Genomic DNA, 25,695 nt, shown 5'->3' with positions numbered 1-25,695 from the left:
ACGGACACCTCCAGACGGATACCTCCAGGCGGATCTCTCCAGACCCAAGAGACGAGAACATGGCACGCGGCACGCTTCGGATCTACCTCGGTGCGGCACCGGGCGTCGGCAAGACCTACGCCATGCTGTCCGAGGCCCACCGCCGTATCGAGCGGGGCACGGACTGCGTGGTCGGCTTCGTGGAACACCACGACCGGCCGCGCACCGAGGTGATGCTGCACGGACTGGAAGAGATCGCCCGCAAGGAGCTGGAGTACCGGGGCAGCGTCTTCACGGAGATGGACGTCGATGCCGTGCTGGCCCGGCAGCCACGGGTGGCCCTCGTGGACGAGCTGGCCCACACCAATGTCCCCGGCTCCCGCAACACCAAGCGCTGGCAGGACGTCGAGGAACTCCTCGCCGCCGGGATCGATGTGATCTCCACGGTCAACATCCAGCACCTGGAGTCCTTGGGTGACGTGGTCGAGTCGATCACCGGCGTACGGCAGCGTGAGACCGTTCCCGACGAGATCGTGCGCCGTGCCGACCAGGTCGACCTGGTCGACATGTCGCCACATGCGCTGCGACGCCGCATGGCGCACGGCAACATCTACCAGCCCGACAAGGTCGACGCGGCCCTGTCGAACTACTTCCGCCCCGGCAACCTCACCGCCCTGCGGGAGCTGGCGCTGCTGTGGGTGGCCGACCGGGTCGACGAGTACCTGACCGAGTACCGCAGCGAGCACCAGGTGTCGAAGATCTGGGGCTCGCGCGAGCGCATCGTCGTGGGGCTCACCGGCGGCCCGGAGGGCCGGACGCTGATCCGCCGGGCCGCGCGGCTGGCGGAGAAGGGCGCGGGCGGTGAGGTGATGGCGGTCTATGTCGCCGGCAGCGACGGCCTGACCTCCGCCTCCCCGAAGGAACTGGCCCTGCAGCGCACGCTGGCGGAGGATCTCGGAGGCACCTTCCACCATGTGGTCGGCGACGACATTCCAGTGGCGCTCCTCGACTTCGCGCGCGGCGCCAACGCCACGCAGATCGTGCTCGGCGTCTCACGACGCAAGGGCTGGCAGTACGTTTTCGGGCCGGGCGTCGGTGCGACCGTGGCCCGCGACTCCGGGCCCGACCTGGACGTCCACCTGATCACCCATGACGAGGCGGGTAAGGGGCGCGGGCTGCCGGCGGCGCGGGGCGCCCGGCTCGGCCGTTCGCGGATCATCGCCGGCTGGCTGGTGGGCGTGCTCGGCCCGGTGATCCTGACCCTGCTCCTGACCGGCGTCAACGCCGACCTCGGCCTCGCGAACGACATGCTCCTGTTCCTGACCCTGACGGTGGCGTCGGCCCTGCTCGGCGGCCTCTACCCGGCGCTGGCCTCCGCCGCCTTCGGCTCCCTCCTGCTGAACTACTACTTCACCCCACCCCTGCACCGGCTCATGATCTCCGATGCCAGGAACATCGTCGCCCTCGTGGTCTTCGTCGCCGTAGCCGTGTCGGTGGCGTCCGTGGTGGACCTGGCCGCCCGCCGCACCCATCAGGCGGCCCGGCTGCGCGCCGAGTCGGAGATCCTGTCCTTCCTGGCGGGCAACGTGCTGCGCGGCGAGACCGGCCTGGAGGAGCTGCTGGAACGGGTCCGCGAGACCTTCGCCATGGAGTCGGTCGCCCTGCTGGAGCGGGAGAGCGACGTGGCACCGTGGACCTGCGCGGGCAGTGTGGGCCCGCGGCCCTGCCAGTCCCCCGACACCGCGGACGTCGACGTGCCGGTGGGGGACCACATGGCGCTCGCGCTCTCCGGCCGGGTGTTGCCCGCCGAGAACCGCCGCGTGCTGGCCGCGTTCGCCGCCCAGGCCGCCGTCGTCCTGGACCGCCAGCGTCTGAAGCAGGAGGCTCAGCAGGCCAAGGAACTGGCCGAAGGCAACCGCATCCGCACCGCCCTGCTCGCCGCGGTCAGCCACGACCTGCGCACCCCCCTCGCCGGCATCAAGGCGTCGGTGTCGTCCCTGCGCTCGGACGACGTCGAGTGGTCCGAGGAGGACCAGGCCGAACTCCTGGCCGCGATCGAGGAGGGCGCCGACCGCCTCGACCACCTGGTGGGCAACCTGCTGGACATGTCGCGGCTGCAGACCGGCACGGTGGCCCCACTGATCAGGGAGGTCGACCTGGACGAGGTGGTGCCGATGGCGCTCTTCGGCCTGCCGGAGGACAGCGTGGGGCTGGACATTCCCGAGGTCCTGCCGATGGTCGCGGTGGACAAGGGACTGCTGGAGCGCTCGGTGGCGAACATCGTCGAGAACGCGGTCAAGTACAGCCCCGCGGGTACGCCGGTACTGGTGTCGGCAAGCGCCATCGCCGACCGGGTGGAGGTCCGGGTGATCGACCGTGGCCCCGGCGTTCCCGAGGAGGCGAGGGAACGCATGTTCGCGCCCTTCCAGCGCTACGGCGACGCCCCTCGCGGCGCCGGCGTCGGCCTCGGTCTCGCGGTCGCCCGCGGCTTCGCGGAGGCCATGGGCGGAACCCTCAACGCCGAGGACACTCCGGGTGGTGGTCTCACCATGGTGCTCAGCCTGCGCAGGGCGCCGGGGCGTCCGCCGCAGCCGGACCTGTCGGCGTCCGTCACCTCACGGCCGGCGACTGCTCCCTGAGCGGCACGCGTCAGGCGAGCGGGCATGACGCATCCGCGCGGGCCGCCTGCCCGCGCGGATGCGTCAGACACCTCTGGAGGAACCAGAGGTGTCTGGAGGAACCCAGGGAACTAGAGGAAGCTGACGTTCTGGGCGAGGGCGAGTTGGCTGGAGTAGTTGATGGTGTTGGTGGCCGGGCGCATGTAGGCGCGCCAGGCGTCGGAGCCGGACTCCCGGCCGCCGCCGGTCTCCTTCTCGCCGCCGAAGGCGCCGCCGATCTCCGCGCCGGAGGTACCGATGTTGACGTTGGCGATGCCGCAGTCGGAGCCCTCGGCGGAGAGGAAGCGCTCGGCCTCCTGCTGGTCGCGGGTGAAGATGCTGGAGGACAGGCCCTGAGGGACGTCGTTGTGCAGGGCGATGGCCTCCTCGAACGTGTCGTAGGTCAGCACGTAGAGGATGGGGGCGAAGGTCTCCTCGCGGACGACGTCGGTCTGTTCGTCGACGCGGACGATGACCGGCTCGGCGTAGGCGGCCCGGGGTGCCGTGTCGGCCAGGCGCCGGTTCCCGCCCGCCAGGACCTTGCCGCCCTGCGCCTGGGCGCGGGCGACGGCGTCCCGCATGCCGTCGAGGGCGGCGGTGGTGATGAGCGGTCCGACGAGGGTGGTCTCGTCGAACGGGCTGCCGATGGGGAGTTTGGCGTACGCGGCCGTCAGGCGCGCGACGAGCGTGTCCGCGATGTCGCGGTGGACGATCAGGCGGCGCAGGGTCGTGCAGCGCTGGCCCGCGGTGCCGGCGGCGGCGAAGACGATGCCCTGGACGGCGAGGTCGAGGTCGGCGGACGGGGCGACGACGGCGGCGTTGTTGCCGCCGAGTTCCAGCAGGCTGCGCCCGAAGCGGGCCGCGACGCGGGGGCCGACCTCGCGGCCCATGCGGGTGGAGCCGGTGGCGCTCACGAGTGCGACCCGCGGATCGTCCACGAGCTTCTCGCCGAGGGCGCGGTCGCCGAGCAGGAGACGGTGTACGTCACGTGGGGCGCCGACCTCTTCGGCGGCCTGGGCCAGCAGCCGGTCAGAGGCCAGTGAGATCAGCGGGGTCAGCTCGGAGGGCTTCCAGACCACCGTGTCGCCGCAGGCCAGGGCGACGGCGGTGTTCCACGACCACACGGCGGCGGGGAAGTTGAACGCGGAGATGACGCCGACGACACCCAGCGGGTGCCAGGTCTCGGCGAGGCGGTGGCCCGGGCGCTCGGAGGCGATGGTGCGGCCGTAGAGCTGGCGGGACAGGCCGACCGCGAAGTCACAGATGTCGATCATCTCCTGGACCTCGCCGAGCGCCTCCGAGCGGATCTTGCCCGCCTCGATGGTGATGAGGTCGGCCAGGTCGCTCTTGTGGTCGCGCAGCAACTCGCCGAGGCGGCGCACGAGTTCGCCGCGGCGCGGGGCCGGAGTGGTGCGCCAGGTGAGGAACGCCTCGCGGGCCGCGGCCACGGCTTCCTCGGCGTCGGCCGCGGTGGAGGCGGTCAGGCCGAAGAGGTCCTCGCCGGTGATGGGCGTACGGGCCTGGAAGTCGGCGCCTTCCGGGACGGTCACGCCGATGCTCTCCAGACTCGCGCGGGCACGGGCGCGCAGGTCGTCGGTGGTGGGCAGGGGGGTGCTGGTCATGATGCTCCCTAGAAGGTGGTGACGGTGGTGAGGGTGAGGAGGCCGGACCCGCGGGTCAGCCTGGCGTGCCGTCGAGCCGCAGCTCCTGGGCGACCTGGGCGAGAGACTCGTTCTGCTGACGTTCGTACAGGGCGAAGGGGTCGAGGACTTCGCGGTCGATGGCGCCGGAGAGCCATTCGCTGTCGTAGGCGGCACCTTCCTGGGCGTTGTCCCGGGAGCCCTCGCCGCTGAGGTTGGACTGGAAGATGCCGGCCGCGGAACGGGGCAGGAAGTCCTCGTAGACGATGGGCTCGGCACGTACCCAGCCCTGCTCCACCAAGTCGTCGATGCCGGTGGGCGGGCGGCTGCCGTCCCCCGGCCGGTCGGGCACGACGTGATAGGTGAAGTACCCCAGGCCCTGGGCGGCGAGTTCCCGCTCGGTGCCGGGAACGTGCTCGGCCCACAGCGTGCGCGCGAGTTCGGTCCGGTCGTCCCCCAAGCTCTCGGCTTCGCTCGAGCAGGGGGGACCCCCATCCGGATGGAGTGCCGCCCGCTGGTCGAGGAGGCCGAGCAGGTGGTCGTAGAGGGCCCGGCCCTCGCGGGTGACCGCGATGCCGCGGGCCTCGACCTCGCCGAATCGTACGCGCAGAGCACCGCTGATCACGCTGCCGTCCTCGGTGCGCTGGGCGCGGGGCTCGGCCAGTGCCCGGAAGGACGTCTGGCGCAACAGCAGATCGGGGCCCTTCCACTGGGGAGGCCCCTGGATGGCGTCGATCATCTCGATACCGCGCTCGGTCATACGCCGGTAGAGCTCGTCGATGTCCAGGACGCGCGGGGTGAGGTGGTTGATGTGGGTGCTGCGTACGCCGCCGATGTCCGCGGCGACGGCGGAGATCCTCTCCAGGGTCTCGTACCAGACCTTGTCGATCGGTTCGGTGGACAACTCGAAGGCGGCGACGGCGAGTTGGAGGAAGCGCTCGGCCTCGTCGTCCGGCAGTTCCCGCTCCGCCACGGCCCGGTCGGCGAGGGCGAGCAGCTCCGGCGGGAACAGTTCGCGGGCGGCGAGGAACGCCTCCAGGCGGGAGCGGAGATCGGCGTCGAAGAACCGTGGGTCCGCGGGGGTGAGCATGGAGGTGAAGACACGGAAGGGGTTGCGGGCCAGTTCCTCGCCGTCGACGGGGCGGAACGCGGTCGACACGACGGGGATCGCGCTGGCGGCGGCTTCCCGCAGGTCGTAGAAGCCGACCGGGTGCATGCCCAGGGCACCGAAGACGCGGGCGACCTGGCTCAGTTCGGCGGGGGTGCCGACGCGGATGGCGCCGTGCCGTTCCGCGGTCACCCGGCTGATGGAGCCGAGCCGTTCCGCGTCGGCGCCCTGCGCGCGCAGCACATCCTCGTTGACCTCGCGCGAGACGTCCACGAGCGTGGTGTAGGCGGGGACTTCCCGCCCGTACATGTCGGAGAGCCGCGCGGCGAAGGCGGCGCGCAGCTGCCACTGGCTGATCATCGACGGGTCTGCCTTTCCAACGGGGCGGTCAATCGGGCTGGCGGTCATCACAGGAGTTCACACCACATGGGCTTCCGGGCGGATCTCGGCCCCGACCTGGAAGCGGTCGGCGCTGAAGGGGGAGACGTCGACACATGGTGTGCGGTCCAGGTGCAGATCGCGCACGATCTCGCCGACGGCCGGGGCCTGCAGGAAGCCGTGGCCGGAGAAGCCGGTGGCGTAAAGGAAGTTGGGCAGCTCGCCGGAGCGTCCGATCAGCGCGTTGTGGTCCGGGGTGACCTCGTACAGGCCGGCCCAGCCGCCGGAGGTCTTCATGTCGGCCAGCGCGGGGGCGCGGTGCCGGACGACGTCCTGGAAGAGGCCGAGCCACTCCGGTGTCCAGGTGGTGTCGAAGCCGTCCGGCTGATCGGGGTCGGCCAGGCCGAACAGCAGCCCGTCGTCGCTGTTGTGGAAGTAGGCCGACGACGAGAAGTCGATGGTGAAGGGGATACGAGGCACCGGGGGCGCCAGGGGCTCGGTGAAGGCGAGTTGGCGTCGCACCGGTCGCACCGGCAGGCTGATGCCGGCCATGTCGCCGATCCGCCCCGACCAGGCGCCCGCCGCGCAGACGACGGTGGAGCAGGAGATCGGGCCGCGGTCGGTGTGCACGGTGGTGACGCGATCTCCGGCGGTGTCGATGCCCGTGACCGCGGTGTGCGTGGCGAACCTGACCCCTGCCCGGGCGGCCGCGTCGGCGTACCCCTGGACGACCAGGCCGGGGCGGGCGTGACCGTCGGTGGGGGAGTAGGCGGCGGCCACGAGGCCGTCGGTGCTGACGTACGGACACAACCGGTGGGCCTCTTGGGGGCTGATCATGCGGGTGGGGACGTCCAGGCCGTTCTGGATCCGGACACTGATCTCGAAGTCCGCGGCCTGCCGGTCGCTGGTGAGCAGGAACAGGTAGCCGACGCTGTCGAGGCGGATGTCCGCACCGGGGCGGAGGGGGAAGTTCTCGAAGGCTCGCAGGCTGCGGCTGCCCAGCTCGATGTTGAGCGGGTCGGAGAACTGGGCCCGTACGCCGCCGATCGGTTTCCCCGAGCTGCCGCACCCGAGGTCGCCGCGCTCGACCACGACGACGTCGGTCACCCCGGCCTCGGCCAGGTGGAAGGCGATGCTCGTACCCATGACGCCACCGCCGATGATCACGACATCGGCTGACGGTGGAACGGTGCGGTACGTGGATTCGGTGGAAGCGGCGGATTCGGTGGAAGCGGCAGGTTCGGTGGATGCGGCGGATTCGGTGGATGAGGAGGACAAGATGCCGATCCCTTCCAGAGACCGACGCCCGAGCCGAAGAGGTATGCCCGGGGCGTGGCTTGGGCCGTCAGTGAGTTCGTCCGTCGGTGAGGGGAGAGACGCTGATCAGCTAGCTGTCCGTCATCGTGACGCAACCCGACCGTTGACGTCTATGAACAGTTCGTGCTTCTGATCTATTAGATTCCCTATATGGACTGGACGAGTTCTCAGCTGCGCTCCCTGGTGGAGCTGACCCGGCGCGGAACCATCACGGCGGTGGCCCAGGCCCTGGGGTACACCCCCGGCGGCGTCTCCCAGCAGATCGCCGCGCTGGAGAAGGCCACGGGCATGGAGCTGCTGCGGCGGGTGGGGCGACGGGTGGAGCTGACCGACGCCGGCAGGACGCTGGCCCGTCACGCCGAGCGGATCCTGTCCACCGAGGCCGAGGCCGTCGAGGCGCTGGAGCGCAGCCGGGGCGAGGTCTCCGGAGTGCTGCGGGTCGGCCTGTTCGCCACGGCCGCCGCGGAGATCCTGCCGCTGGCCCTGCGGCACGTTAACGAGGCCCATCCCGGGCTGGCCGTGCACAGCCGCGACATGGACGTGGACGAGGTGTACGACGCCGTCGCCTCCGGCGGTGTGGACCTGGCCCTCGGCCTGGACTACCCCGACGTGCCCATCCGGCGCGATCCGGCCCTGCGGGTGACTCAGCTCTACCGGGAGCGGTTCTCCCTCGCCGTGCCCACCGGGTCGATGGACGGCCGCGAAGAGGTCGCCCTGGCCGAGACCCGGGACCTGGGGTGGATCATGCCGTCGGCCGACAGCTACTACGGCCGCGCCGTGCGCACCGCCTGCCGACGGGCGGGCATCGAGCCGGATGTGCGGCACGAGGTGACGGACACCGCGGCCACCCTGGCGCTGGTCGAGGCCGGCATCGGGGTGAGCACGGTGACGGATCTGATGCTCAGACTGCGTGCCTCGCGCTTCGACGTGGTGCGGCTGCGCGAGACGATCGAGCGGCACATCGTCGTGGTGTTCCGCTCCTCCGCCGAGCGCCGCCCCACGGTGGCGGCTCTGGTCGACGTCCTGCGGGCGGTGGCCGAAACCCGCCGCGATACCCCGGCGTAGAGCGGGTTTCGCCCGTGCTCTGACATGCCTGCATCAGCTTTGCTTGTCCTCAGGGACGCAAGGTGTCGCGCTCGGGTCCCTTCTGCCGACCGGCATCGTGCGTGATGGTTTCAGGCCGGTGGTGACCCACGCCACGACGGTGGCCCGTCGTGCCGCCGTTGCCTGACAGGGAGCGAGCGATGTCCCCCGACCTCACTCCGAAATCCAGAGTCCCCGCCTTGCTGGGAAGAGGACCGCAAGGAGTCTTCAGACGAACCCTCCCGTCCGAACAGCCCACCGGTGAGCGCATGGTGCGCACGCTCGGCCTCACCCAGCTGACGATGATCGGCATCGGTGCCATCATCGGGGCGGGCATCTTCAGCCTGGCCGCGGCCGTCGCGCGGGACGTCGCCGGTCCCGCCGTACTGATCTCGTTCCTGGTGGCCGGGGCCGCGTCCCTGTGCGCGGCCTTCGCCTACGCCGAGTTCGCGGGCATGGTGCCGAAGGCCGGCTCGTCCTACACCTACTGCGCCGCGGTCCTCGGGGAGATCGTCGGCTGGATCGTGGGCTGGACCTGCTGCTGAGTACACGGCCATCGTCGCCGTCGTCGCGATCGGCATGTCCGGCTATCTCGGGTTCCTGCTGGACGCGGTCGGCCTCCACCTGCCGACCTGGGCCCTGGGCGCCCCCGACACCGGAAACGGCCACAAGGTCGACCTGCTCGCCATCCTGATCTGTCTCGGAGTGGCCTGGCTGCTGACCCGCGGCACCCGTACCTCGGCCCGGGTGGAGACCGTACTGACCATCGTCAAGATCGCGATCGTGCTGCTCGTGATCGTGGTCGGCTTCACCAAGGTCAACACCGACAACCTGTCCCCCTTCGCGCCCTTCGGTCTCGGCGGGGCGTTCACCGGCGCGGCGACGGTCTTCTTCGCCGTGTTCGGTTATGACGCGCTCAGCACCGCCGCGGAGGAGTCGGTGGAGGCCCGGCGCAAGCTGCCGAAGGCGATGATGCTCTCGCTGGCGATCTCGATGGGCCTCTACGTCCTGGTCTGCATCGTGCTCACCGGCATCCAGCACTACACGAAGCTCAACCCGAGCAGCGGCATCTCCAGCGCCTTCGCGAGTGTCGGGCTCAACGGGTTCGCCAACGTCATCGCGGTCGGCGCCGTCATCGGCATCGTCACCGTGACCTTCTCCTTCATGATGGGCGCCTCCCGCCTGTGGTACGCCCTCAGCCGGGACGGCCTGATGCCGGCGTGGTTCGGCGCCATCCACCCCAAGCGCAAGGTCCCTCACCGCGCGACCTGGGTCATCGGCGTCGTGTCCGCGGTACTGGCGGGTGTGCTGCCCATCAACGCCGTCGCCGAACTCACCAACATCGGCGTGCTGTTGGCCTTCGTGGTGGTCTCGGCCTCCGTACTGATCCTGCGCTACCGCAAACCCCACCTCAAGCGCGGCTTCCGCTGTCCGGGCATGCCGTTCGTGCCCATCCTCGGCATGGTGTTCTCCGTCTGGCTCATGTCGTTCCTGAAGTGGGACACCTGGGTGCGGCTGGCTGCTCGTCGGACTGGTCATCTACGCCGTCTACGGCTACCGCCGCACCCGCACGGTCATGCCCGGCGACTCGGTGGATCTCGACGCCCTCGACGAGATGTCCGACTCGGACGAACCGGAGCCTCGGTCCGCTCACCTTCCCGCGCGGTAGCCGTTCGGCGGCGCCTCCCCGGCCCCGTTGGGCCATCCGGGCCACCTGGGAGGCGCCGCAGCAGGGTCACGTCGGCTCGGCCAGGTGCAGAAACGGCTCGTCCGCGGGCACGGCCTGCCGCAGCGAGTCCAGCATGGTGGCCAGCAGTGGATTGCTGTTCTCACTGCGGTGCAGGGCCATCACGGTGCGGTGTGCCGAGCGCTGGGCGAGCCGCGTGGCCTCAATGGTGTCGCTCGGCGCGTGGCCCAGCGCCGGTACCACCGCCACCCCGAGCCCCGCGGACACCAACTCCCGTACGACGTCGTAGTTGTTGCTGCGGAACGCGACCGCGGCCTCGAACCCGGCCGCCGCGCACAGCCGGACGACCGACCGGGCGCCGGCGGTGCCCTCTCGGCTGGTGATCCAGCGGGCCCGGGAGAGGTGGGGCAGATGCGCGCTCAGGCCGCTGTCCCGGGCGCGGAGCAGCACGAGGTCCTCCTTCACCAGCCGATGGTGGGTCAGGCCCTCGGGCCAGAGGTGAGGGATGAGCCCGTACTCGTACACCAGGGCGACGTCCAGGTCCCCGTCGCCCAGCGCGGCGACCAGTTCCTCGGGCTCGCCCTCCTCCAGCTGGATCTGGGCACGGGGATGGTTCTCGACGAACGCCGACAGGGCGGACGGTACGAGCCTGACGCCGGCCGTGGGAAAGCTGCCCAGCCGCAGCCGGCCGGTGACACCGGTGGCCAGCTCCTGCACCTGGTGATCCAGGTCGTCCAGGGCGGCCAGCACACGATCGCCGAGGTCGACCAGGCGCTGGGCCGCGGCCGTCGGACGGATCCCATGGGCCTCCCGCTCGAACAGGACCAGTCCGGTCTCCTTCTCCAGGGCGGAGATCTGCTGGGAGATCGCGGACGCGGTGTAGCCGAGATCGCGGGCCGCGATCGCGAACGATCCGCTGTGGACGACGGCCTTCAGCGTGAGCAGGTGCAGGGGCTTCAGCAACACGGACTCCTGAGGGAGCGGGCGGACAGCCGGCCCGAGCATAAGCAATGTTTGCCCTTGAGCGTCAATTCTTTCGTTCTGCTGGCCCTTGTGGGGCCTTGGGACCGCCCCGCATCGTGGGTGGACGGTGAGCATGAAGGAGGGGGCGCAGTGACCGCGACAGTCCAGGACCTCGGCAGTCCCGATGCGGCAGCGGTGGCCGACGCCCTCGGCCGAGGGAACTGCGGAGAAGTCGCCGGCGACGCAGGGCGCCGGGCACAGTACTCGGCCGACGCCTCCAACTACCGCCGGATACCGCTCGCCGTGGTCCTTCCCCGCGAGCGGCAGCACGTCCTCAATGCCCTCGCCGTATGCCGCCGCCTGGGGGTGCCGGTCACCTCGCGCGGCGCCGGTACCAGCACCTCCGGCCAGGCGGTCGGGCCCGGTGTCGTGCTCGACTTCTCCCGGTACTTCAACCGGCTGCTCGCGCTGGACCCCCAGGCACGGACGGCCACGGTGCAGCCGGGCATCGTCCTGGACGATCTGCAGAGGGCGGCTTCCGGCCACGGCCTGCTGTTCGGCGCCGACCCCTCCACGCACAGCCGCTGCACGCTCGGCGGCATGATCGGCAACAACGCCTGCGGATCGCACTCCCTGGCCTGGGGACGCACCGCCGACAATGTCCTGGAACTCGAGGTGGTCACCTACCGGGGCACGGTGGTCCGGCTCGGCGAGATGACCCAGCAGGAGATCGACGAGGCCATCGCCGTCGGTGACGACCGCGGGCGGCTGATCGCGTCCCTGCACCGGCTGGCCCAGGGCAACCTGGCCGCGCTGCGTACGAAACTGGGGCAGTTCCCGCGGCAGGTGTCGGGCTACGCGCTGGAACACCTGCTGCCCGAGCGCCGCTTCAACCTCGCCCGGGCCCTGGTCGGCAGCGAAGGCACGCTGGCCGTGATTCTCTCGGCCACCGTCCGCCTCATCTCCCCACCCCCTGCCCGCGCTCTGATCGTCCTCGGCTTCCAGGACTCCGGCGCCGCGGCCGACGCCGTGCCCGCCCTGCTGAGCCATCGGCTGCTGGCGCTGGAGGGACTCGACCAGGCGCTGACCGACATCGTCACCCGCCCCGAGACCCGCGCCGCGATCGACACCCTGCCCGCCGCCCGCGCATGGCTGTTCGCCGAACTCGGCGGGGCAGAGGACGAGTTGCCCCTCAGAGCCACCGAACTCGCCGAGACCGCCCGGCAGGCCACGGGATGCACCGGCAGCGAGGTCATCACCGATCCCGTACGAGCCGGGAGGCTGTGGCGGATCCGCGAGGACGGAGCGGGCTTGGCAACTCGCTTGCCCGACGGCTCGGAAGCCTGGCCCGGCTGGGAGGACGCGGCCGTCCCACCCGGCCAACTGGGCTCCTACCTGCGCCAGTTCACCCGTCTGCTCGAGCAGCACGACCTACAGGGCGCGGTCTACGGACACTTCGGCGAAGGCTGCCTGCACGTCCGTATCAACTTCGATTTCACCACCGAACAGGGCACCGCCGTCTTCCGCGCCTTCGTCACCGACGCCGCGCAGCTGATCGCCGCGCACGGTGGCTCCCTGTCCGGCGAACACGGCGACGGCCAGGCCCGCTCCGAACTGCTGCCGCTCATGTACGGGCCCGATGTCGTCGCCCTGTTCGAGGAGTTCAAGGACATCTGGGACCCCGACAACGGCCTCAACCCCGGCATGATCGTGCGGCCGCTGCCCGTGGACGGCAACCTCCGGGTCAGCCCGCACCGCACTCCGCTGCCCCTGACTCCTCTGAGCAAGGGCTTCCCCTTCCACGCCGACGACGGCGACTTCGCCAAGGCGACCCGCCGCTGCGTCGGCGTCGGCAAATGCCGTACCGCCGCTCACCGCGGTGACGTCATGTGCCCCAGCTACCGGGTCACCCTCGACGAGAAGGACTCCACCCGAGGCCGCGCCCGTCTGCTGTACGAGATGACCCAGGGCGAGGTGATCACTGACGGCTGGCGGTCGACCGAGGTCCGCGACGCCCTCGACCTGTGCCTGTCCTGCAAGGGGTGCAGCGCCGACTGCCCGGTCGGGGTGGACATGGCCACGTACAAGTCGGAGTTCCTGTACCACCACTACAAGGGGCGTGTGCGGCCCGCCTCGCACTACACCATGGGCTGGTTGCCGCTGCTGTCTCGCCTGGCCGCCCGGATGCCGCGACTGGTCAACGCCCTCACCGCCTCCTGGCCGGCGTCGGTCGTCAAGAGGCTGGGCGGTATCGACGGCCGGCGCGAGATTCCCCGCTTCGCGGACGAGACCTTCCTGACCTGGTTCCGCCGCCGCACTCCACGGGGCGACGGCGGACGTGGCCCGGTGATGCTCTGGGTCGACTCCTTCAACAACCACTTCACGCCCGAGGTCCTCCGGGCCGGGGTCGCCGTGCTGGAGAACGCCGGCTTCCGCGTCCAGGTCCCGGACGGCACCCAGTGCTGCGGACTCACCTGGATCACCACCGGCCAGCTCGACGTCGCCCGACGCGTCGCGCGCCGTACCGTCAGCTCCCTGGCCCCCGCGATCGAGGCCGGTATGCCGGTCGTCGGTCTGGAACCCAGCTGCACGGCGGCGCTCAGGACCGACCTGCCCGAACTCCTCGACGGCGACGAACACACCCGCGCCCGCGCCCGCGGCCTCGCCGGAGCCACCGTCACCCTGGCCGAACTCCTCGTCCACCAGGCCGCCGACTGGCAGCCCCCGCGCGTGGACGCCCCGTCGATCAGCCAGACCCACTGCCACCAGCACGCGACCTCGGGCTTCGGCGCCGAGAGCGCACTCCTGCACCGCATGGGCGTCGACAACACCACGCTCGCATCCGGGTGCTGCGGCCTGGCCGGCAACTTCGGCTTCGAACGCGGCCACTACGACGTCTCCGTCGCCGCGGGCGAACAGGTCCTGCTCCCCGCCGTGCGCTCCGCCGCCCTCGACACGCACATCCTCGCCGACGGATTCAGCTGCCGCACCCAGATCGCCCAGCGGACCGACCGCACCGGTACCCACCTCGCGCAGCTCATCGCCCGGGCGCTGCCCACGGCCGGCACCGCCGCCCACACCCACCGCACTCCCGCTACGGAGAAGGAAGACGCCCGTGACTGACGCACTCTCCCTCGTCGACGAGTGGGGCCCCGAGAAGATCGTCGTCGTCTCGCACCGGCGCACCGGAATGAAGGGCGTCCTGGTCATCGACAACACCGCCCGGGGTGCGGGCAAGGGCGGAACACGCATGAGCCCCCACGTGACCGTCGACGAGGTGGCCCGCCTCGCCCGCGTCATGACCTGGAAGTGGGCGAGTGTCGACCTCTTCTACGGCGGCGCCAAGGCAGGCATCGTCGCCGACCCGGCTTCCCGCGACAAGGAGGCCGTCCTGCGCGCGTTCGCCCGGGCCCTGTCCAACGAGGTGCCCCGCGAGTACGTGATGGGGCTCGACATGGGGCTCACCGAGAGCGATGCCGCCGTCATCCAGGACGAGCTGGGAGACCGCGGGGCGGCCGTGGGCACCCCCGAGCACCTCGGGGGCGTCGCGTACGACAAGCTCGGCGTCACCGGCTACGGAGTCGCCGAGACCGCCGACGCCGCGGCCCAGCGCCAGGGTCTGCCCCTGGCCGGAGCCCGCGTCGCCATCCAGGGATTCGGCGCCGTCGGCAGCGCGGCCGCCCGGCGGTTCGTCGAACTCGGCGCCACCGTCGTGGCGGTCTCCACCGCGCACGGCGCCCTGCACGACCCCAGCGGGCTCGACATCGACGAGCTCCTGGCGGCCCGCGAAGCGCACGGTGACCACTTCGTCCGCCGCCCGGGCCGGGGCACCACGCTCGCCTCCGGCGCGGAACTCGCCGTGGACTGCGACGTCCTGGTGCCCGCCGCCCTGCAGGACGTCATCGACCACACCACCGCACACGAGATCAAGGCCGAACTCGTCGTCGAGGGAGCCAATCTGCCCACGTCCCCCGACGCCCAGGGCATCCTCGCCCAGCGCGGCATCACCGTGGTCCCCGACTTCGTCGCCAACGCCGGAGGTGTCGTCGCCGCCGCCTTCGCGATGGACGCCCGCTACTCCGGCTTCCGGCCCGACACCACCGCCATCTTCGAGACGATCTCGACCAAGCTGCGGGCCAACGCGGTCACCGTCCTCGACGAGGCCGAGCGCCGAGACGTCACCCCACACACCGCCGGCCGCGCACTGGCCGAGCAGCGCGTCCTCGCCGCGATGCGCAGCAAGGGACGTATACCCCGCGACTGACCACGCCCCCGGCGGTCAGGTCGTCACCCGGCGTCTTCGCCCAGCGCCTGGTGGATCTCGCTCAGTGCGCTGGTCAGCCGTGCGTAGTCGTCGGGGGCCACCGGCTTGACGAAGCACTCCTCCACCACGCGGGCGTGGACCGGCGCGGCACGCAGGAACACCGCGCGGCCCTCATCGGTCGGTTCCACCAGGGCCACTCGGCGGTCCTCGGGGGACGGCAGGCGGCGGACCAGACCGGCTTCCTCCATGCGGTCGATCAGCCGGGTGGTGCCGCTGCTGGTGAGCGTGAGGTCGTCGGCCAGCTGTCGCTGCGACACCTCCTCGCCGGGCTGCCGGCAGAGCCGTATGAGCACCTCCAGCATGGTGTGACTGATCCCGCACTCCCGCCGCAGCGCGCTGTCGATCCGCTGTTCCAGGCGGGTGGCGGACTTGATCAGCAGCCCGAAGTCGCGCACGAGCTGACTGTTGGCGGCACGGGCGGCGGCTTTGTCGCTCTGCCGAGGGGTGGCGTTCATCGGCACGAGTTTACTGCCTCCTCATCTACTGCTCCCTCACCTGCTGCTGTCTCAATTACTGAGCAAGCAATTGCTGACTACTCAACTAAATTCTATGGTGGCCCCAGGACCCGCGAGCGAGACGGACAACAGTGGATCTGCAGCTCTGGCTCGGCCGAGCCACTCACGCGATACAGGACTGGGCCGACACCTTCGGCCCCTACCAGCCGCACCCGTCCGTCCTGGTCGACGACGAGCGGCTCGACGCGGCCTTCGAGGAGTTCACCGGGAGGCTGAAGGACAACTACCCCTTCTTCCACCCGCACTACGCGGGGCAGATGCTCAAGCCCCCGCACCCCGCCGCGGTGGTCGGCTACGTCACCGCCATGCTGATCAACCCCAACAACCACGCCCTGGACGGCGGACCCGCCACCGCGGCGATGGAACGCGAGGCCGTCGCGCAGCTAGCCGCCATGTTCGGCTACGACACCCACCTCGGTCACCTCACCACCAGCGGCACGATCGCCAACCTCGAAGCCCTCTTCGTCGCCCGCGAACTCCACCCCGGCCGGGGCATCGCCTACAGCCAGGACGCCCACTACACCCACGGCCGCATGTGCGGTGTCCTGGGCATGAAGGGCCATCCCGTACGCACCGACAGCCGGGGCCGTATCGACCTCGACGCCCTCGAAGACCTTCTGCGGACCGGGGAGGTGGGTACCGTCGTCCTCACCGCCGGCACCACCGGACTGGGCGCCGTCGACCCCATCCATGAGGCACTGGCCCTCAAGGAGCGCTATGGCGTCCGGATTCACGTCGATGCCGCCTATGGCGGCTTCTTCACCCTGCTGGCAGGAGCCGGCGGCCCCGAAGCGCTCCCGCCCGAGCCCTGGCGGGCGATCGCGCGGTGCGACTCGATCGTGGTCGACCCGCACAAACACGGGCTCCAGCCCTACGGCTGCGGCGCCGTGCTCTTCCGCGACCCCGAGGTGGGCCGCTTCTACCTCCACGACTCGCCCTACACCTACTTCACCTCCAGCGAGCTCCACCTCGGCGAGATCAGCCTCGAATGCTCACGCGCCGGCGCCGCCGCCGCTGCCCTGTGGCTCACCTTCCGACTGCTCCCGCCCACCTCCGACGGGCTCGGTCAGGTCCTGGCGGCCGGTCGACGAGCCGCACTCGAGTGGGCGGACCTGATCACCGCGTCCGATCTCCTGGAGCTCTACCAGCGGCCCGCGCTCGACATCGTCACCTACTTCCCCGTCACCGAACCCGCCACCCTGACCGGCATCGACACCGCCTCCGCGCGCATCCTCGCCGACGCGATGACCAGCCCCGACCCGGTGTTCCTGAGCACCCTCAAAGCGGGCCGCGAGGCGTTCGGCGCACGCCACCCCGAGATCACCGCGGACGCCGACGGCGCCCGCGTCCTGCGCAGCGTCCTCATGAAGCCGGAGTCGGAGCACCACGTCGAGTACCTGCACACCCGGGTCGAACAGATCACCCGGGCCGGGTGACCGCTGTCGGTGGTTCCGCGATGCCGACGAAGCCGCCGGCCACGGGCCGGATGCGGGCCGACCACCCCAGCGCTGTGAGGTCGTCCGTGAGGGTCCGGGCATCGTGGAACACCTTCACGATGCGGTACTGGCTGCCGTCGTCGAGCCGGCGCAGCGCCGCCGGGGCGGGCTGGTGGGCGAGGACTTCCTCCTCCGCGGCCGCGGCCGGGCCGTCGTCGATGAAGATCGCTTTGCCACCCGGCGTGAGCGCGGCGGCGACGGTGTTCCAGAAGTCGGGCAACCGCGTCGGCGGGACATGGGAGAGCCAGAAGGCGAAGAACACGGTGTCGTAGCGGCGTAGGGGCTGCCACTCGAACAGATCGGCCTGGAGGAACCGGACGGTGGGGGACGCGGTACGCGCACGAGCGAGGGCCAGCACTTCGGCTGCCGCGTCGACAGCCGTCAGCGCATGCGCCCGCGCGGCGAGCAGCCGGGTCCACTGGCCCGTGCCGCAGGCCAACTCCAGCACGTCCCCGGTGATCGGGAGGTCATCGACGACAGTCAGCAACTCCTGCAACTCTTCGCGCTCCGCATAGGGCCGGTCGTACTCGGCCGCGCCGGCCCTGTAGTAGGCCATCTGCTCCGCCAGGAGAGCGTCGTCATCCATATGCAGGTCCCCTCTCATCCGGGTTCGGTCAGAGCCAGGCGGCCGAGCGTGCTCAGCTCGCCGTCCTGCTCGCCCCAGACACTGTCGGCCTTCCCCTTCGGGCCGGGTCAAGGGTCATGAGGGGGCCTGGGGCCATGCCTTGGCTGTCAGTCCGCGCGGGTCGGGATCCGCAGGACCGCCTCGTAGCCGCCGTCGGAGGTGGGCCACGACTCGAAGGTGCAGCGGGTGGCCGACGTCCAGGGCCTCCGTGCACATCGGCGAGTTCAAAGCGAACCCGCCCCGGGCCGAGCGGGTAACCATCCCGGCTTCTCGGCTCCGCACGCAACCACGAAGTGCGCCGGCCCCTCATACCAGTCGAACCCCACCTCGGATAAGCGGAGAGGAGAGTCTGTTGGCCCGTCAGCTGTCCCGCCGCACGTTCATGGTCTACTCGCTGGCGGCGTCCACCCTGACCCTCGCTGCCCCCATCGGCTGCGACACGTCGTCGGCGGAAGGCGCCGAGGCCGAGTCCGCCCGGAGGCCGTCCGACGTCCTGGTGACCGGCACCGACGCGGAGATGCTGGTCCTGGAAGTCACCGCGGCCAACAAGGTCGTCGTACGGCTGCCCCGCGTCGAGGTCGGTCAGGGCGTCACGACCGCGGTCGCCATGATGATCGCCGAGGAGCTGGACGCCCGGCTCGCCGATGTCGACATCCCGCTTGCCGACGCCCGCGCGAAGGGGAACCAGTACACCGGCGGTTCCAGCTCGGTGAGTTCGCTGTACGGTCCGGCCCGCGAGCTGGCCGCCACCGCGCGGGCCAAGCTGGTGACCGCGGCGGCCAAGCGCTGGCACCTCCCGCCGCGGTCCCTGCGTACCCGGGACACCAGGGTGATCGCGCCGGACGGACGTTCGGCCACCTTCGGTTCCCTGACCGCGAGCGCCGCCCGGATCCACCGGCCCGCCGTGTCGAGCAAACCCAAACCTGCGTCCCGGCACCGGGTGATCGGGCGGCCGACGACCCGGATCGACGCCCGGGACATCGTCACCGGCAAGGCCGAGTACGCCGGAGACCTGGTGGTTGCCGAAGCGCAGCCGACTGTGGTGGCCAGGCCGCCGACGCTCGGGGGCAAGGTCGTCTCGGTCGACGACCGGGTGGCTCGCGCCATGCCGGGCGTCCACGCGGTCGTCAAGGTCACCGGTGGGGTCGCCGTGGTGGCGGAGTCCTTCCACCACGCCTTCAAGGCCAGGGACGCCCTGCGGATCACCTGGGCGCCGGGCCCACTGGCGTCACTCTCCGACGCCGCGATCCGCGCGCGGCTGCGGGCCGCGGTACCACGGCTCGGCAACCCGCCACGCGGATCGGCCCAGACGGAGGGCGAGTTCGAGTTCGCCTTCGTCAGCCATGCCCCGATGGAGGTGCTGACCGCGGTGGCCGACGTACGGGCCACCCGTGCCGAGATCTGGTTCTCCTCCCAGACGCCGATGGATGCCCGGGAGAGCATCGCCTCGGCGGTCGGGCTGCCCAAATCGACGGTAAAGGTCCATGTCATACGGGGCGGGGGGTCGTTCGGCCGGCGGCTGAACCACGACGCCGCCATCGAGGCCGCCCTGATCTCGAAAGCGGCACGCCGGCCGGTCAAGCTGATGTGGAGCCGCGCCGACGACATCCGGCACGGCAGGATGCGCCCGGCCTCCCACCACCGGATCCGGGCGAGTCATGCCCGGGGGAAGGTGGTGGCCTTCGTCCACTCGACGGCTTCCGTGAGCGAGTCCTACGGTCAGTCAGGGGCGGCGGTCCAGGGCGGTGCGATCCCTGCCGTCACACGCGCCGCGGGCCCGCTGCCCAGCGACAGTGGCCTGTACAACTTCGGGCGGGTCTCCGGGGGGTCGGGCTCGGTCGAGCTGGCGATGCCCCTCGGCGCCTGGCGGTCGGTGGACTCCGGGACGATGCGGACGGCGGAGGAGATCGTCGTCGACGAGGTGGCCAGGAGCCTGGGCAAGGACCCGGTCGCCTTCCGGCGCACCACGCTGAGGAACAAGGCCGTCAAAGCCGTACTCGACAAGACCGCGAGCGCCGGAGCGTGGAGCCGGACCATGCCGGCCGGGCAGGCGCAGGGCGTGGCCGTCCACGAGGAGTACGGCTCCTGCGTCGCGTGCCTGGTCGAGATCGACGCCACCGACCCGAAGAACCCCCGGGTGACCAAGGTGGTGATGGCGGCCGACGTCGGAACGGCCGTCAATCCACGCGGTCTTGAAGCCCAGCTCATGGGCACCGCGATCGACGGCATCTCCACCGTGCTCCGGGCCGGCCTGCACATCGACCGGGGCGCCGTCCGCGAGAGCAGCTACGCCGACTTCCACTACGCCCGCCAGCGGCACGCCCCGTTGCACTTCGAGGCGCACATCATGCCCTCCCGACGGGACCCCGGCGGGGCCGGTGAACTCGGAGTCCCGGCCGCGGCCGGCGCCGTCGCCAATGCCTACGCCCGGGCGACCGGCACCAAGCCCCGCCGCTTCCCCCTCAACTTCTGAGAAGGTGCCGATGCCGTCCTACTCCTTCGTCCTCAACCGGAAGCCGGTCACCGTCGAGGCGCCGACTGACATGCCGCTGCTGTGGGTACTGAGGGACCTGTTGCACGTCACCGGTCCCAAGTACGGCTGCGGTGTGGGCGTCTGCCGAGCCTGCACCAGTCACCTGGACGGTGAGGAGATACAGCCCTGTGTCGTCCCGGTCGCGGACTGCGCGGGCCGCGAGGTCACCACGATCGAAGGCCTGGCCGACGGCGACAAGCTGCACCCTGTGCAACAGGCATGGCTCGGCTGCGACGTCGCGCAGTGCGGTTTCTGCCAGCCCGGCCAGATCATGGCCGCGGCGGCCCTGCTGAAGAAGACGGCCCGGCCGACGGACGCCGACATCGACCGGATCGAGAACGTGTGCCGCTGCGGTACCTACTCCCGGATCCGCGAAGCGATCAAGAAGGCCTCGGCGAACGGCTGACAGCCACCCGCGGTTCATCCGGGAGCGTTCCGGCCGGACAGGCCCTACGGGGTGGTGCGAGCCAGTGCCTCCAGCGGGCCCGCGAGGATGGTGGAGAAGGCGAGTTCGGCGGCGCCGATGAGCACCCCGTTGTCGCCGAGCTCGCCGACGCGCAGCCGCAGGTTCTCGCGGGAGGCCGCGAGGGCGTGGCTGTTGATACGGCTGCGGATCTGCGCGGCCGATCCGAGGAACACCTCGCGGAGCGTCCCACCGAAGATGACGGTTCGCGGATTGAGGATGTTGACCAGGTTGGCGACACCGATGCCCAGCCAGTCGCCGACGTCGTGCAGGGCGGCGCGGGCGCTGATGTCGCCCCGGTCGGCCGCTTCGATGACGGCGCGTACGGCCTCCCGGCCGGTGGCCGACGGGTCGCGCTGGGCGGCCTCGAGCAGAGCGCGCTCCCCGGCCTCGGCCTCGAGACAGCCGCGCGCACCGCACCCGCAGCGTCTGCCGCCGCGCGGGTTGACGACCATGTGCCCGATCTCCCCGCCGTATCCGCAGTCGCCGCCGAGCAGTTGGCCGCCGGTGATGACGCCGCCGCCTATGCCGATGTCGCCGTGCAGATACACGAGGTCCTGGCAGCCGGTGCCGGCGCCGCGCAGGTGCTCGGCGAGGGCACCGAGACTTGCCTCGTTCCCGACCGCCACGGGGAGGCCGAGGTCCAGCCGGCGGGTGAGGCCCGCGCCGAACTCCTCGTCCTCCCAGTCGATGTAGGAGGCGGAGCGCACCAGGCCGTCGGTCCGGCGTACCGTCCCGCGGACGGCGGCGCCCACGCCGACGCAGTTCGTTCCGTGCCGTGCGGTGTCCATCATCTGCCGGGCGAAGCCGGCTAGGACTTCGGTCACTTCGCCGGCGTCGCGACGGTCGGGACGCACGCGGGTCTCCCTCCGGTCGAGGAAGACCCCGCCCAGGCCGATGCGCGCGGCGGTCAGCCGCTCCACGCCGACGTCGAAGGAGAGGACGTACACCTGGTCGGACTCGGGCCGTACGACCAGGGACGGCCGGCCGGCCCTGCCGGTGTCACGGGGAAGTTCCTCACGCACCAGGCCGACCGAGGCCAGCTCACTGACCAGACCCAGGATCGTGCTGCGGTTGAGGCCCATGCGGTCGGCCAGCACCGCCCGCGACATGGAGCCGCCGATGTGCACATGGCGGAGCAGGGTGCCGAGATTGTGCCGGCGGATCTCCTCCTGCGAGGGACCGGCTTTCATGGTGCTTCAGACCTCATCGTTGTACGGCCCGGCGACGGGACAGCGCATCCACGCCTGCGGCCACCAGCAGAACCGAACCCGTGACAGCGTACTTGACCCCTGAGCTGTAGCCCATCAGTCCCATGCCGTTCTGGATCACCGCGACCACCATGCCGCCGAGCACGGCGTCCACGATCCTGCCCCGCCCGCCGAACAGGCTGGTTCCGCCGATGACCGCGGCGCCGACCGCCAGCAGCAGCACGTTGCTGCCCCCGGTGTTGGGGTCCACCGAGTTGCCCCGGGACGCGGCGATGATGCCGCCGACCGCGGCCAGGGACGAGCAGATGACGAAAGCGGAGACGCGGATGGCGGCCACGTTGATGCCCGCCCGCCGGGCCGCCTCGGCATTGCCGCCCACCGCGTAGATGTGCAGGCCGAACGAGGTGCGCTGGAGCAGGAACGTACCGGCGACGAGCAGGACGGCGATGACCGGCACCACGATCGGCACGCCCTTGAGCGAGTCGACGATGATGTTGCGGCTGCGCTCCTGGTTGAGCAGGTGGACGGCGACCGCGCCGAGTGCCGCCAGGCCACCGACCCTGACCGCGAGCAGGGAGAGCGGAACGGTGACCAGCCCGCGCCGGCGGCGGTTGCGGTCCTGCCGGAACTGAATCGCACCGTAGGCCGCGACACTGACGGCGAGCAGCACCCAGCCGAGCGCGGGGGAGAGGTTGCTGTTGGCGACGGCCAGGATCGTCTGGTCCCGGATGGAGATGTTGGTGCCCTCCTTGAGCAGCATCAGCACGATGCCCTGGAATCCCAGGAACGCGGCCAGGGTGACCACGAAGGAGGGGATGCCGACCTTCGCCACCAGCAGGCCCAGCACCAGGCCGATCACCGTGCCGGTGAGGATCGCCGCGGCGGCGGCGCCGTACCACGGCCACCCGTTGTCGGTGAGCAGGATGGCCAGGACGGCGGCGCAGACTCCGCTCGCGTACCCGGCGGACAGGTCGATCTCGCCGAGGAGGAGGACGAAGACCAGGCCCATGGCGATGGCGATGCTGCCCGCGCCCTGGGTGAGCAGGTTGGCGAAGTTCAGCTCGGACAGGAAGACGGGGCGCAGGGCGGCGAAGAACGCGCAGAGGACGATCAGGCCGAGGACGGCGGGAAGGGCCCCCAACTCACCGCCACGTACGCGCTCGACGTAGGTGCGGGCCGCCGAGCGCAGACTCGCGGCAGCCGCCGCTCCGTCCTTCTTCGGCGCACCGGAACTGTCCGGCATCTCTGGCTTCTCGGAGGCGACGGCGGCGGTCATGCGGTGGCTCCGTTGGTGTGGGCGAGGCCGAGGTCCCCGCTGCGTCCTGAGGTGATGAGTTCGACGACCTGGGAGTGCGTCACGTCCGACGTCCTGACCTGGGCGGCCATCCGGCCCAGGTAGAGGGCGGCGATCCGGTCGGACACCGCGAAGACGTCGTTCATGTTGTGGGAGATCAGGACCACGGCGAGGCCGTTGTCGGCCAGCCGCCGGACCAGTTCGAGGACCTGGGCGGTCTGCGCGACGCCGAGCGCGGCGGTCGGCTCGTCCAGGATGACCACCTTGCTGTTCCACAGCACGGCCTTGGCGATGGCCACGGTCTGCCGCTGGCCACCGGAGAGGCTGGAGACCTGCTGGCGGATGGACTTGACGGTGCGGACCGACAGCCCTTCGAGGGTCTTGGCCGCCATCTCCTCCATCGTCGCGTCGTCCAGGACGAGTCCCCGGCGCTTCTCGCGGCCGAGGAACATGTTCTGCACGATGTCGAGGTTGTCGCAGAGGGCCAGGTCCTGGTACACGATCTCGACGCCCATGGCGGCCGCGTCGCGCGGGCTGTGCACCTGGACCTGCTCACCTTCGAACCGGTACGTGCCGCCGTCGATCGGGTGGATCCCGCCGATGCACTTGACCAGGGTGGACTTGCCGGCCCCGTTGTCGCCGACGAGGGCGGTCACCTCGCCCGGGTGAACGTCGAAGGCCACGTCGTGCAGCACCTGCACGGGGCCGAAACTCTTGTCGATTCCGCGCAGTTGAAGGATCGGGGTCGCTGTCATGGAAGACGGCTCCTTAACGTCGTGAGGCCGCGGGCCCCGGGGAGGTGGGAACCCCGGGGCCCGCGACCGGGTCGGCCGAATCGGGGGGAATCGTTCGAACCGGCCGGTCAGGGGGACTACTTGATGCCGGCCTTGGTGCACAGGGCGGCGTACTTCCCCGTGCACAGCTCTTCCTTGGTGACGAAGCCGTCGGCCACGACGTCCTTGACGTTGTCCTTGTAGATGGCCACCGGGGTCTCCAGCACGGCCGCCACCTTGCGCTTGCCCTCGGGGTCCTCGACGGTCGCGTTGGTCTCCCCCTTCTCGCCCTTGGCGAGGGACACGGCGAGCTTGGCGGTGGCGTCCGCCTCCTTCTTGACCGCCTTGTAGACCGTCATGCACTGGTCGCCCGCCAGGATGTTCTGCAGGCCCTGCACGGTGGCGTCCTGACCGGTGACCGGGACCTCGCCGTTGCGGTTCTGCTTGCGCAGCACGGCGATGGCCGCGTTGCCGAGGCCGTCGTTGGCGGCGAGCACACCGCCGATCTTGGGCTCGCTGGTGAGCATCTGCTCGAAGATGGTGCCGGCCTGGGCGTTGTCCCAGTCCGGGACGGACTGGTCCGGTCCCTTGACGTACTCGCCCGCCTTGTACTTCGGGTCGAGGACGCCGTTGTAGCCCTTGGCGAAGAGGGTGGCGTTGTTGTCGGTCGGAGAACCGTTGAGCGTGGCGACGATCGGCTTCTTGGCCTTCATGTCGCTCAGGCACTTGCTGAGGCCCTCGCCCTGCAGCTTGCCGACCTCGGTGTTGTCGAAGCTCACGTAGTACTGGGCGGAGCCGCCGAGGGTGAGCCGGTCGTAGTCGATCGTGGCGACACCCTGCGCCTTGGCCTTGTCCAGCACGGCCTTCCCGGTGCCGCTGTCCAGGTTGACGATCACCAGGACGTTGACGCCGCTGGTGATCATCTGGTCGGCGATGGTCTGGAACTGCTGCTTGTCGCCCTGCGCGTTCTGGATGTCGTACTCGACTCCCGCCGCCTTGAACGCCTCGGAGAGGTACTTGCGGTCCGCGGTCTCCCAGCGGGCCGAGGACTTGCTGTCCGGGAGGATCACGCCGATCTTCGGCTTCTTGGCGTCGGAGCCGGAACCGTCCGCGCTGGACGAGGAGTCGCCGCAGGCGGTGAGCGAGCTGACCAGTGCCACCGAGGCGGCGGTGAGGAGGAGTCCCTTGCGCATGGGCAGGGTCCTTTCTGGTGTTACGGCCGGACGACCGGACGCACGAGGTGGTGAGAAGGAAGACGAGAAGCGCGCTCTCGGGTGAATTGCCGGGTCTCAGGTGATCCGCCCGGCTGAATGTTGTGAGCGGGAACTTACGACGGTCCAGGGCTCGTGCGCCAGAGTCGGGAGACGAGATTTTGTTATCGGCCATAACAATCAGGTGACGTACCCGAATTGCGACGCTCCCTCCCTGTTTCACGGGGCATCCCGTGCATCTGGGCTCCCGGGGGGAGGGGTTGGAACCGTTCGCCGGGAAGCGGCGCCAGTGAGCGGGGCCCTGCTCCACCGGAGAGCTGGGCGGGCCACGCAGAGGATGCGTGTCGCTGCCCCCGGGTCGAGTACGCCAGGGGGCCTGGGGGCACCTCCCATGCCCTTGAGGCAGGGGGAAAGCCGCGACGGCCCGCCGGACATCCG

17 protein-coding genes and 1 pseudogene are annotated in these 25,695 nt (G+C 70.6%); 8 read left to right on the top strand and 10 right to left on the bottom strand.

Annotated features, from left to right (window positions below; all coding sequences use genetic code 11):
- Positions 1-59 precede the first annotated feature (59 nt).
- Positions 60-2,618 carry a sensor histidine kinase gene (locus FGD71_RS41495; RefSeq protein WP_119105748.1) on the top strand — a complete coding sequence of 853 codons (2,559 nt, stop codon included), beginning with the start codon at positions 60-62 and terminating at the stop codon, positions 2,616-2,618.
- A 110-nt stretch (positions 2,619-2,728) separates the two neighbouring features.
- Here FGD71_RS41495 and amaB read toward each other — a convergent pair whose 3' ends face one another.
- The 3 genes from amaB to FGD71_RS41480 are packed head-to-tail and all read right to left on the bottom strand — an operon-like array spanning position 2,729 to position 6,908.
- Entirely contained in the window at positions 2,729-4,258 is a 1,530-nt protein-coding gene (gene amaB, locus FGD71_RS41490; RefSeq protein ID WP_119105747.1) for an L-piperidine-6-carboxylate dehydrogenase, read from the bottom strand.
- 55 nt (positions 4,259-4,313) lie between these two features.
- Positions 4,314-5,744: a 2-oxoadipate dioxygenase/decarboxylase gene (gene hglS / locus FGD71_RS41485; protein WP_119105746.1), complete on the bottom strand. Its 1,431-nt coding sequence runs from the start codon at positions 5,742-5,744 to the stop codon at positions 4,314-4,316.
- A 57-nt stretch (positions 5,745-5,801) separates the two neighbouring features.
- Positions 5,802-6,908, bottom strand: a complete 1,107-nt coding sequence (locus FGD71_RS41480) for an NAD(P)/FAD-dependent oxidoreductase (protein WP_240437030.1) — start codon at positions 6,906-6,908, stop codon at positions 5,802-5,804.
- A gap of 321 nt (positions 6,909-7,229) precedes the next feature.
- On the opposite strand from FGD71_RS41480, the gene FGD71_RS41475 reads away from it, so the two are divergent.
- Both FGD71_RS41475 and FGD71_RS41470 read left to right on the top strand, forming a co-directional pair.
- Positions 7,230-8,144 carry a LysR family transcriptional regulator gene (locus tag FGD71_RS41475; protein ID WP_119105744.1) on the top strand — a complete coding sequence of 305 codons (915 nt, stop codon included), beginning with the start codon at positions 7,230-7,232 and terminating at the stop codon, positions 8,142-8,144.
- A gap of 287 nt (positions 8,145-8,431) precedes the next feature.
- Positions 8,432-9,831, top strand: a pseudogene (locus FGD71_RS41470) (amino acid permease).
- Between the two features lie 66 nt (positions 9,832-9,897).
- On the opposite strand, the gene FGD71_RS41465 reads toward FGD71_RS41470, so the two are convergent.
- Complete coding sequence (locus FGD71_RS41465) at positions 9,898-10,815, bottom strand: LysR family transcriptional regulator (protein WP_420878397.1); 918 nt, start codon at positions 10,813-10,815, stop codon at positions 9,898-9,900.
- A 147-nt stretch (positions 10,816-10,962) separates the two neighbouring features.
- On the opposite strand from FGD71_RS41465, the gene FGD71_RS41460 reads away from it, so the two are divergent.
- Together FGD71_RS41460 and FGD71_RS41455 are read left to right on the top strand one after the other, a co-directional pair.
- Entirely contained in the window at positions 10,963-13,935 is a 2,973-nt protein-coding gene (locus FGD71_RS41460) for an FAD-binding and (Fe-S)-binding domain-containing protein (protein WP_119105742.1), read from the top strand.
- Complete coding sequence (locus FGD71_RS41455) at positions 13,928-15,076, top strand: Glu/Leu/Phe/Val family dehydrogenase (protein WP_119105741.1); 1,149 nt, start codon at positions 13,928-13,930, stop codon at positions 15,074-15,076. Before FGD71_RS41460 ends, FGD71_RS41455 begins: the two co-directional genes overlap by 8 nt.
- A 23-nt stretch (positions 15,077-15,099) precedes the next feature.
- On the opposite strand, the gene FGD71_RS41450 is transcribed toward FGD71_RS41455, so the two are convergent.
- Entirely contained in the window at positions 15,100-15,591 is a 492-nt protein-coding gene (locus tag FGD71_RS41450; protein ID WP_119105740.1) for a MarR family winged helix-turn-helix transcriptional regulator, read from the bottom strand.
- 131 nt (positions 15,592-15,722) lie between these two features.
- Here FGD71_RS41450 and FGD71_RS41445 point away from each other — a divergent pair, with 131 nt between their 5' ends.
- Positions 15,723-17,087: a pyridoxal phosphate-dependent decarboxylase family protein gene (locus tag FGD71_RS41445; RefSeq protein ID WP_119105739.1), complete on the top strand. Its 1,365-nt coding sequence runs from the start codon at positions 15,723-15,725 to the stop codon at positions 17,085-17,087.
- Here the strand turns inward: FGD71_RS41445 and FGD71_RS41440 are convergent.
- Positions 17,071-17,733 carry a class I SAM-dependent methyltransferase gene (locus FGD71_RS41440; RefSeq protein WP_119105738.1) on the bottom strand — a complete coding sequence of 221 codons (663 nt, stop codon included), beginning with the start codon at positions 17,731-17,733 and terminating at the stop codon, positions 17,071-17,073. The two genes, FGD71_RS41445 and FGD71_RS41440, sit on opposite strands and share 17 nt — an antisense overlap.
- 421 nt (positions 17,734-18,154) lie before the next feature.
- On the opposite strand from FGD71_RS41440, the gene FGD71_RS41435 reads away from it, so the two are divergent.
- Positions 18,155-20,245: a xanthine dehydrogenase family protein molybdopterin-binding subunit gene (locus FGD71_RS41435; protein WP_119105755.1), complete on the top strand. Its 2,091-nt coding sequence runs from the start codon at positions 18,155-18,157 to the stop codon at positions 20,243-20,245.
- 10 nt (positions 20,246-20,255) lie between these two features.
- The gene (locus tag FGD71_RS41430) at positions 20,256-20,711 is read left to right on the top strand and encodes a (2Fe-2S)-binding protein (protein WP_119105737.1); all 456 of its coding nucleotides are present in this window, start codon (positions 20,256-20,258) and stop codon (positions 20,709-20,711) included.
- A gap of 44 nt (positions 20,712-20,755) precedes the next feature.
- Here FGD71_RS41430 and FGD71_RS41425 read toward each other — a convergent pair whose 3' ends face one another.
- From FGD71_RS41425 to FGD71_RS41410, 4 genes are all read right to left on the bottom strand, one after another.
- Positions 20,756-21,961 carry an ROK family protein gene (locus FGD71_RS41425; RefSeq protein ID WP_119105736.1) on the bottom strand — a complete coding sequence of 402 codons (1,206 nt, stop codon included), beginning with the start codon at positions 21,959-21,961 and terminating at the stop codon, positions 20,756-20,758.
- Positions 21,962-21,974: 13 nt separating this feature from the next.
- Positions 21,975-23,255 (bottom strand): sugar ABC transporter permease, encoded by a 1,281-nt coding sequence (locus tag FGD71_RS41420; protein WP_119105735.1) that lies wholly within the window; start codon positions 23,253-23,255, stop codon positions 21,975-21,977.
- Positions 23,252-24,028: an ATP-binding cassette domain-containing protein gene (locus FGD71_RS41415; protein WP_119105734.1), complete on the bottom strand. Its 777-nt coding sequence runs from the start codon at positions 24,026-24,028 to the stop codon at positions 23,252-23,254. Before FGD71_RS41415 ends, FGD71_RS41420 begins: the two co-directional genes overlap by 4 nt.
- Before the next feature lie 116 nt (positions 24,029-24,144).
- Positions 24,145-25,239 (bottom strand): sugar ABC transporter substrate-binding protein, encoded by a 1,095-nt coding sequence (locus FGD71_RS41410; RefSeq protein ID WP_119105733.1) that lies wholly within the window; start codon positions 25,237-25,239, stop codon positions 24,145-24,147.
- Positions 25,240-25,695: the final 456 nt, after the last annotated feature.

The organism is Streptomyces sporangiiformans, assembly GCF_005768555.2.
Lineage (GTDB): Bacteria > Actinomycetota > Actinomycetes > Streptomycetales > Streptomycetaceae > Streptomyces > Streptomyces sporangiiformans.
The sequence above is the reverse complement of the archived record's forward strand: the minus strand, read 5'-3'. Positions and strand labels throughout refer to the sequence as shown.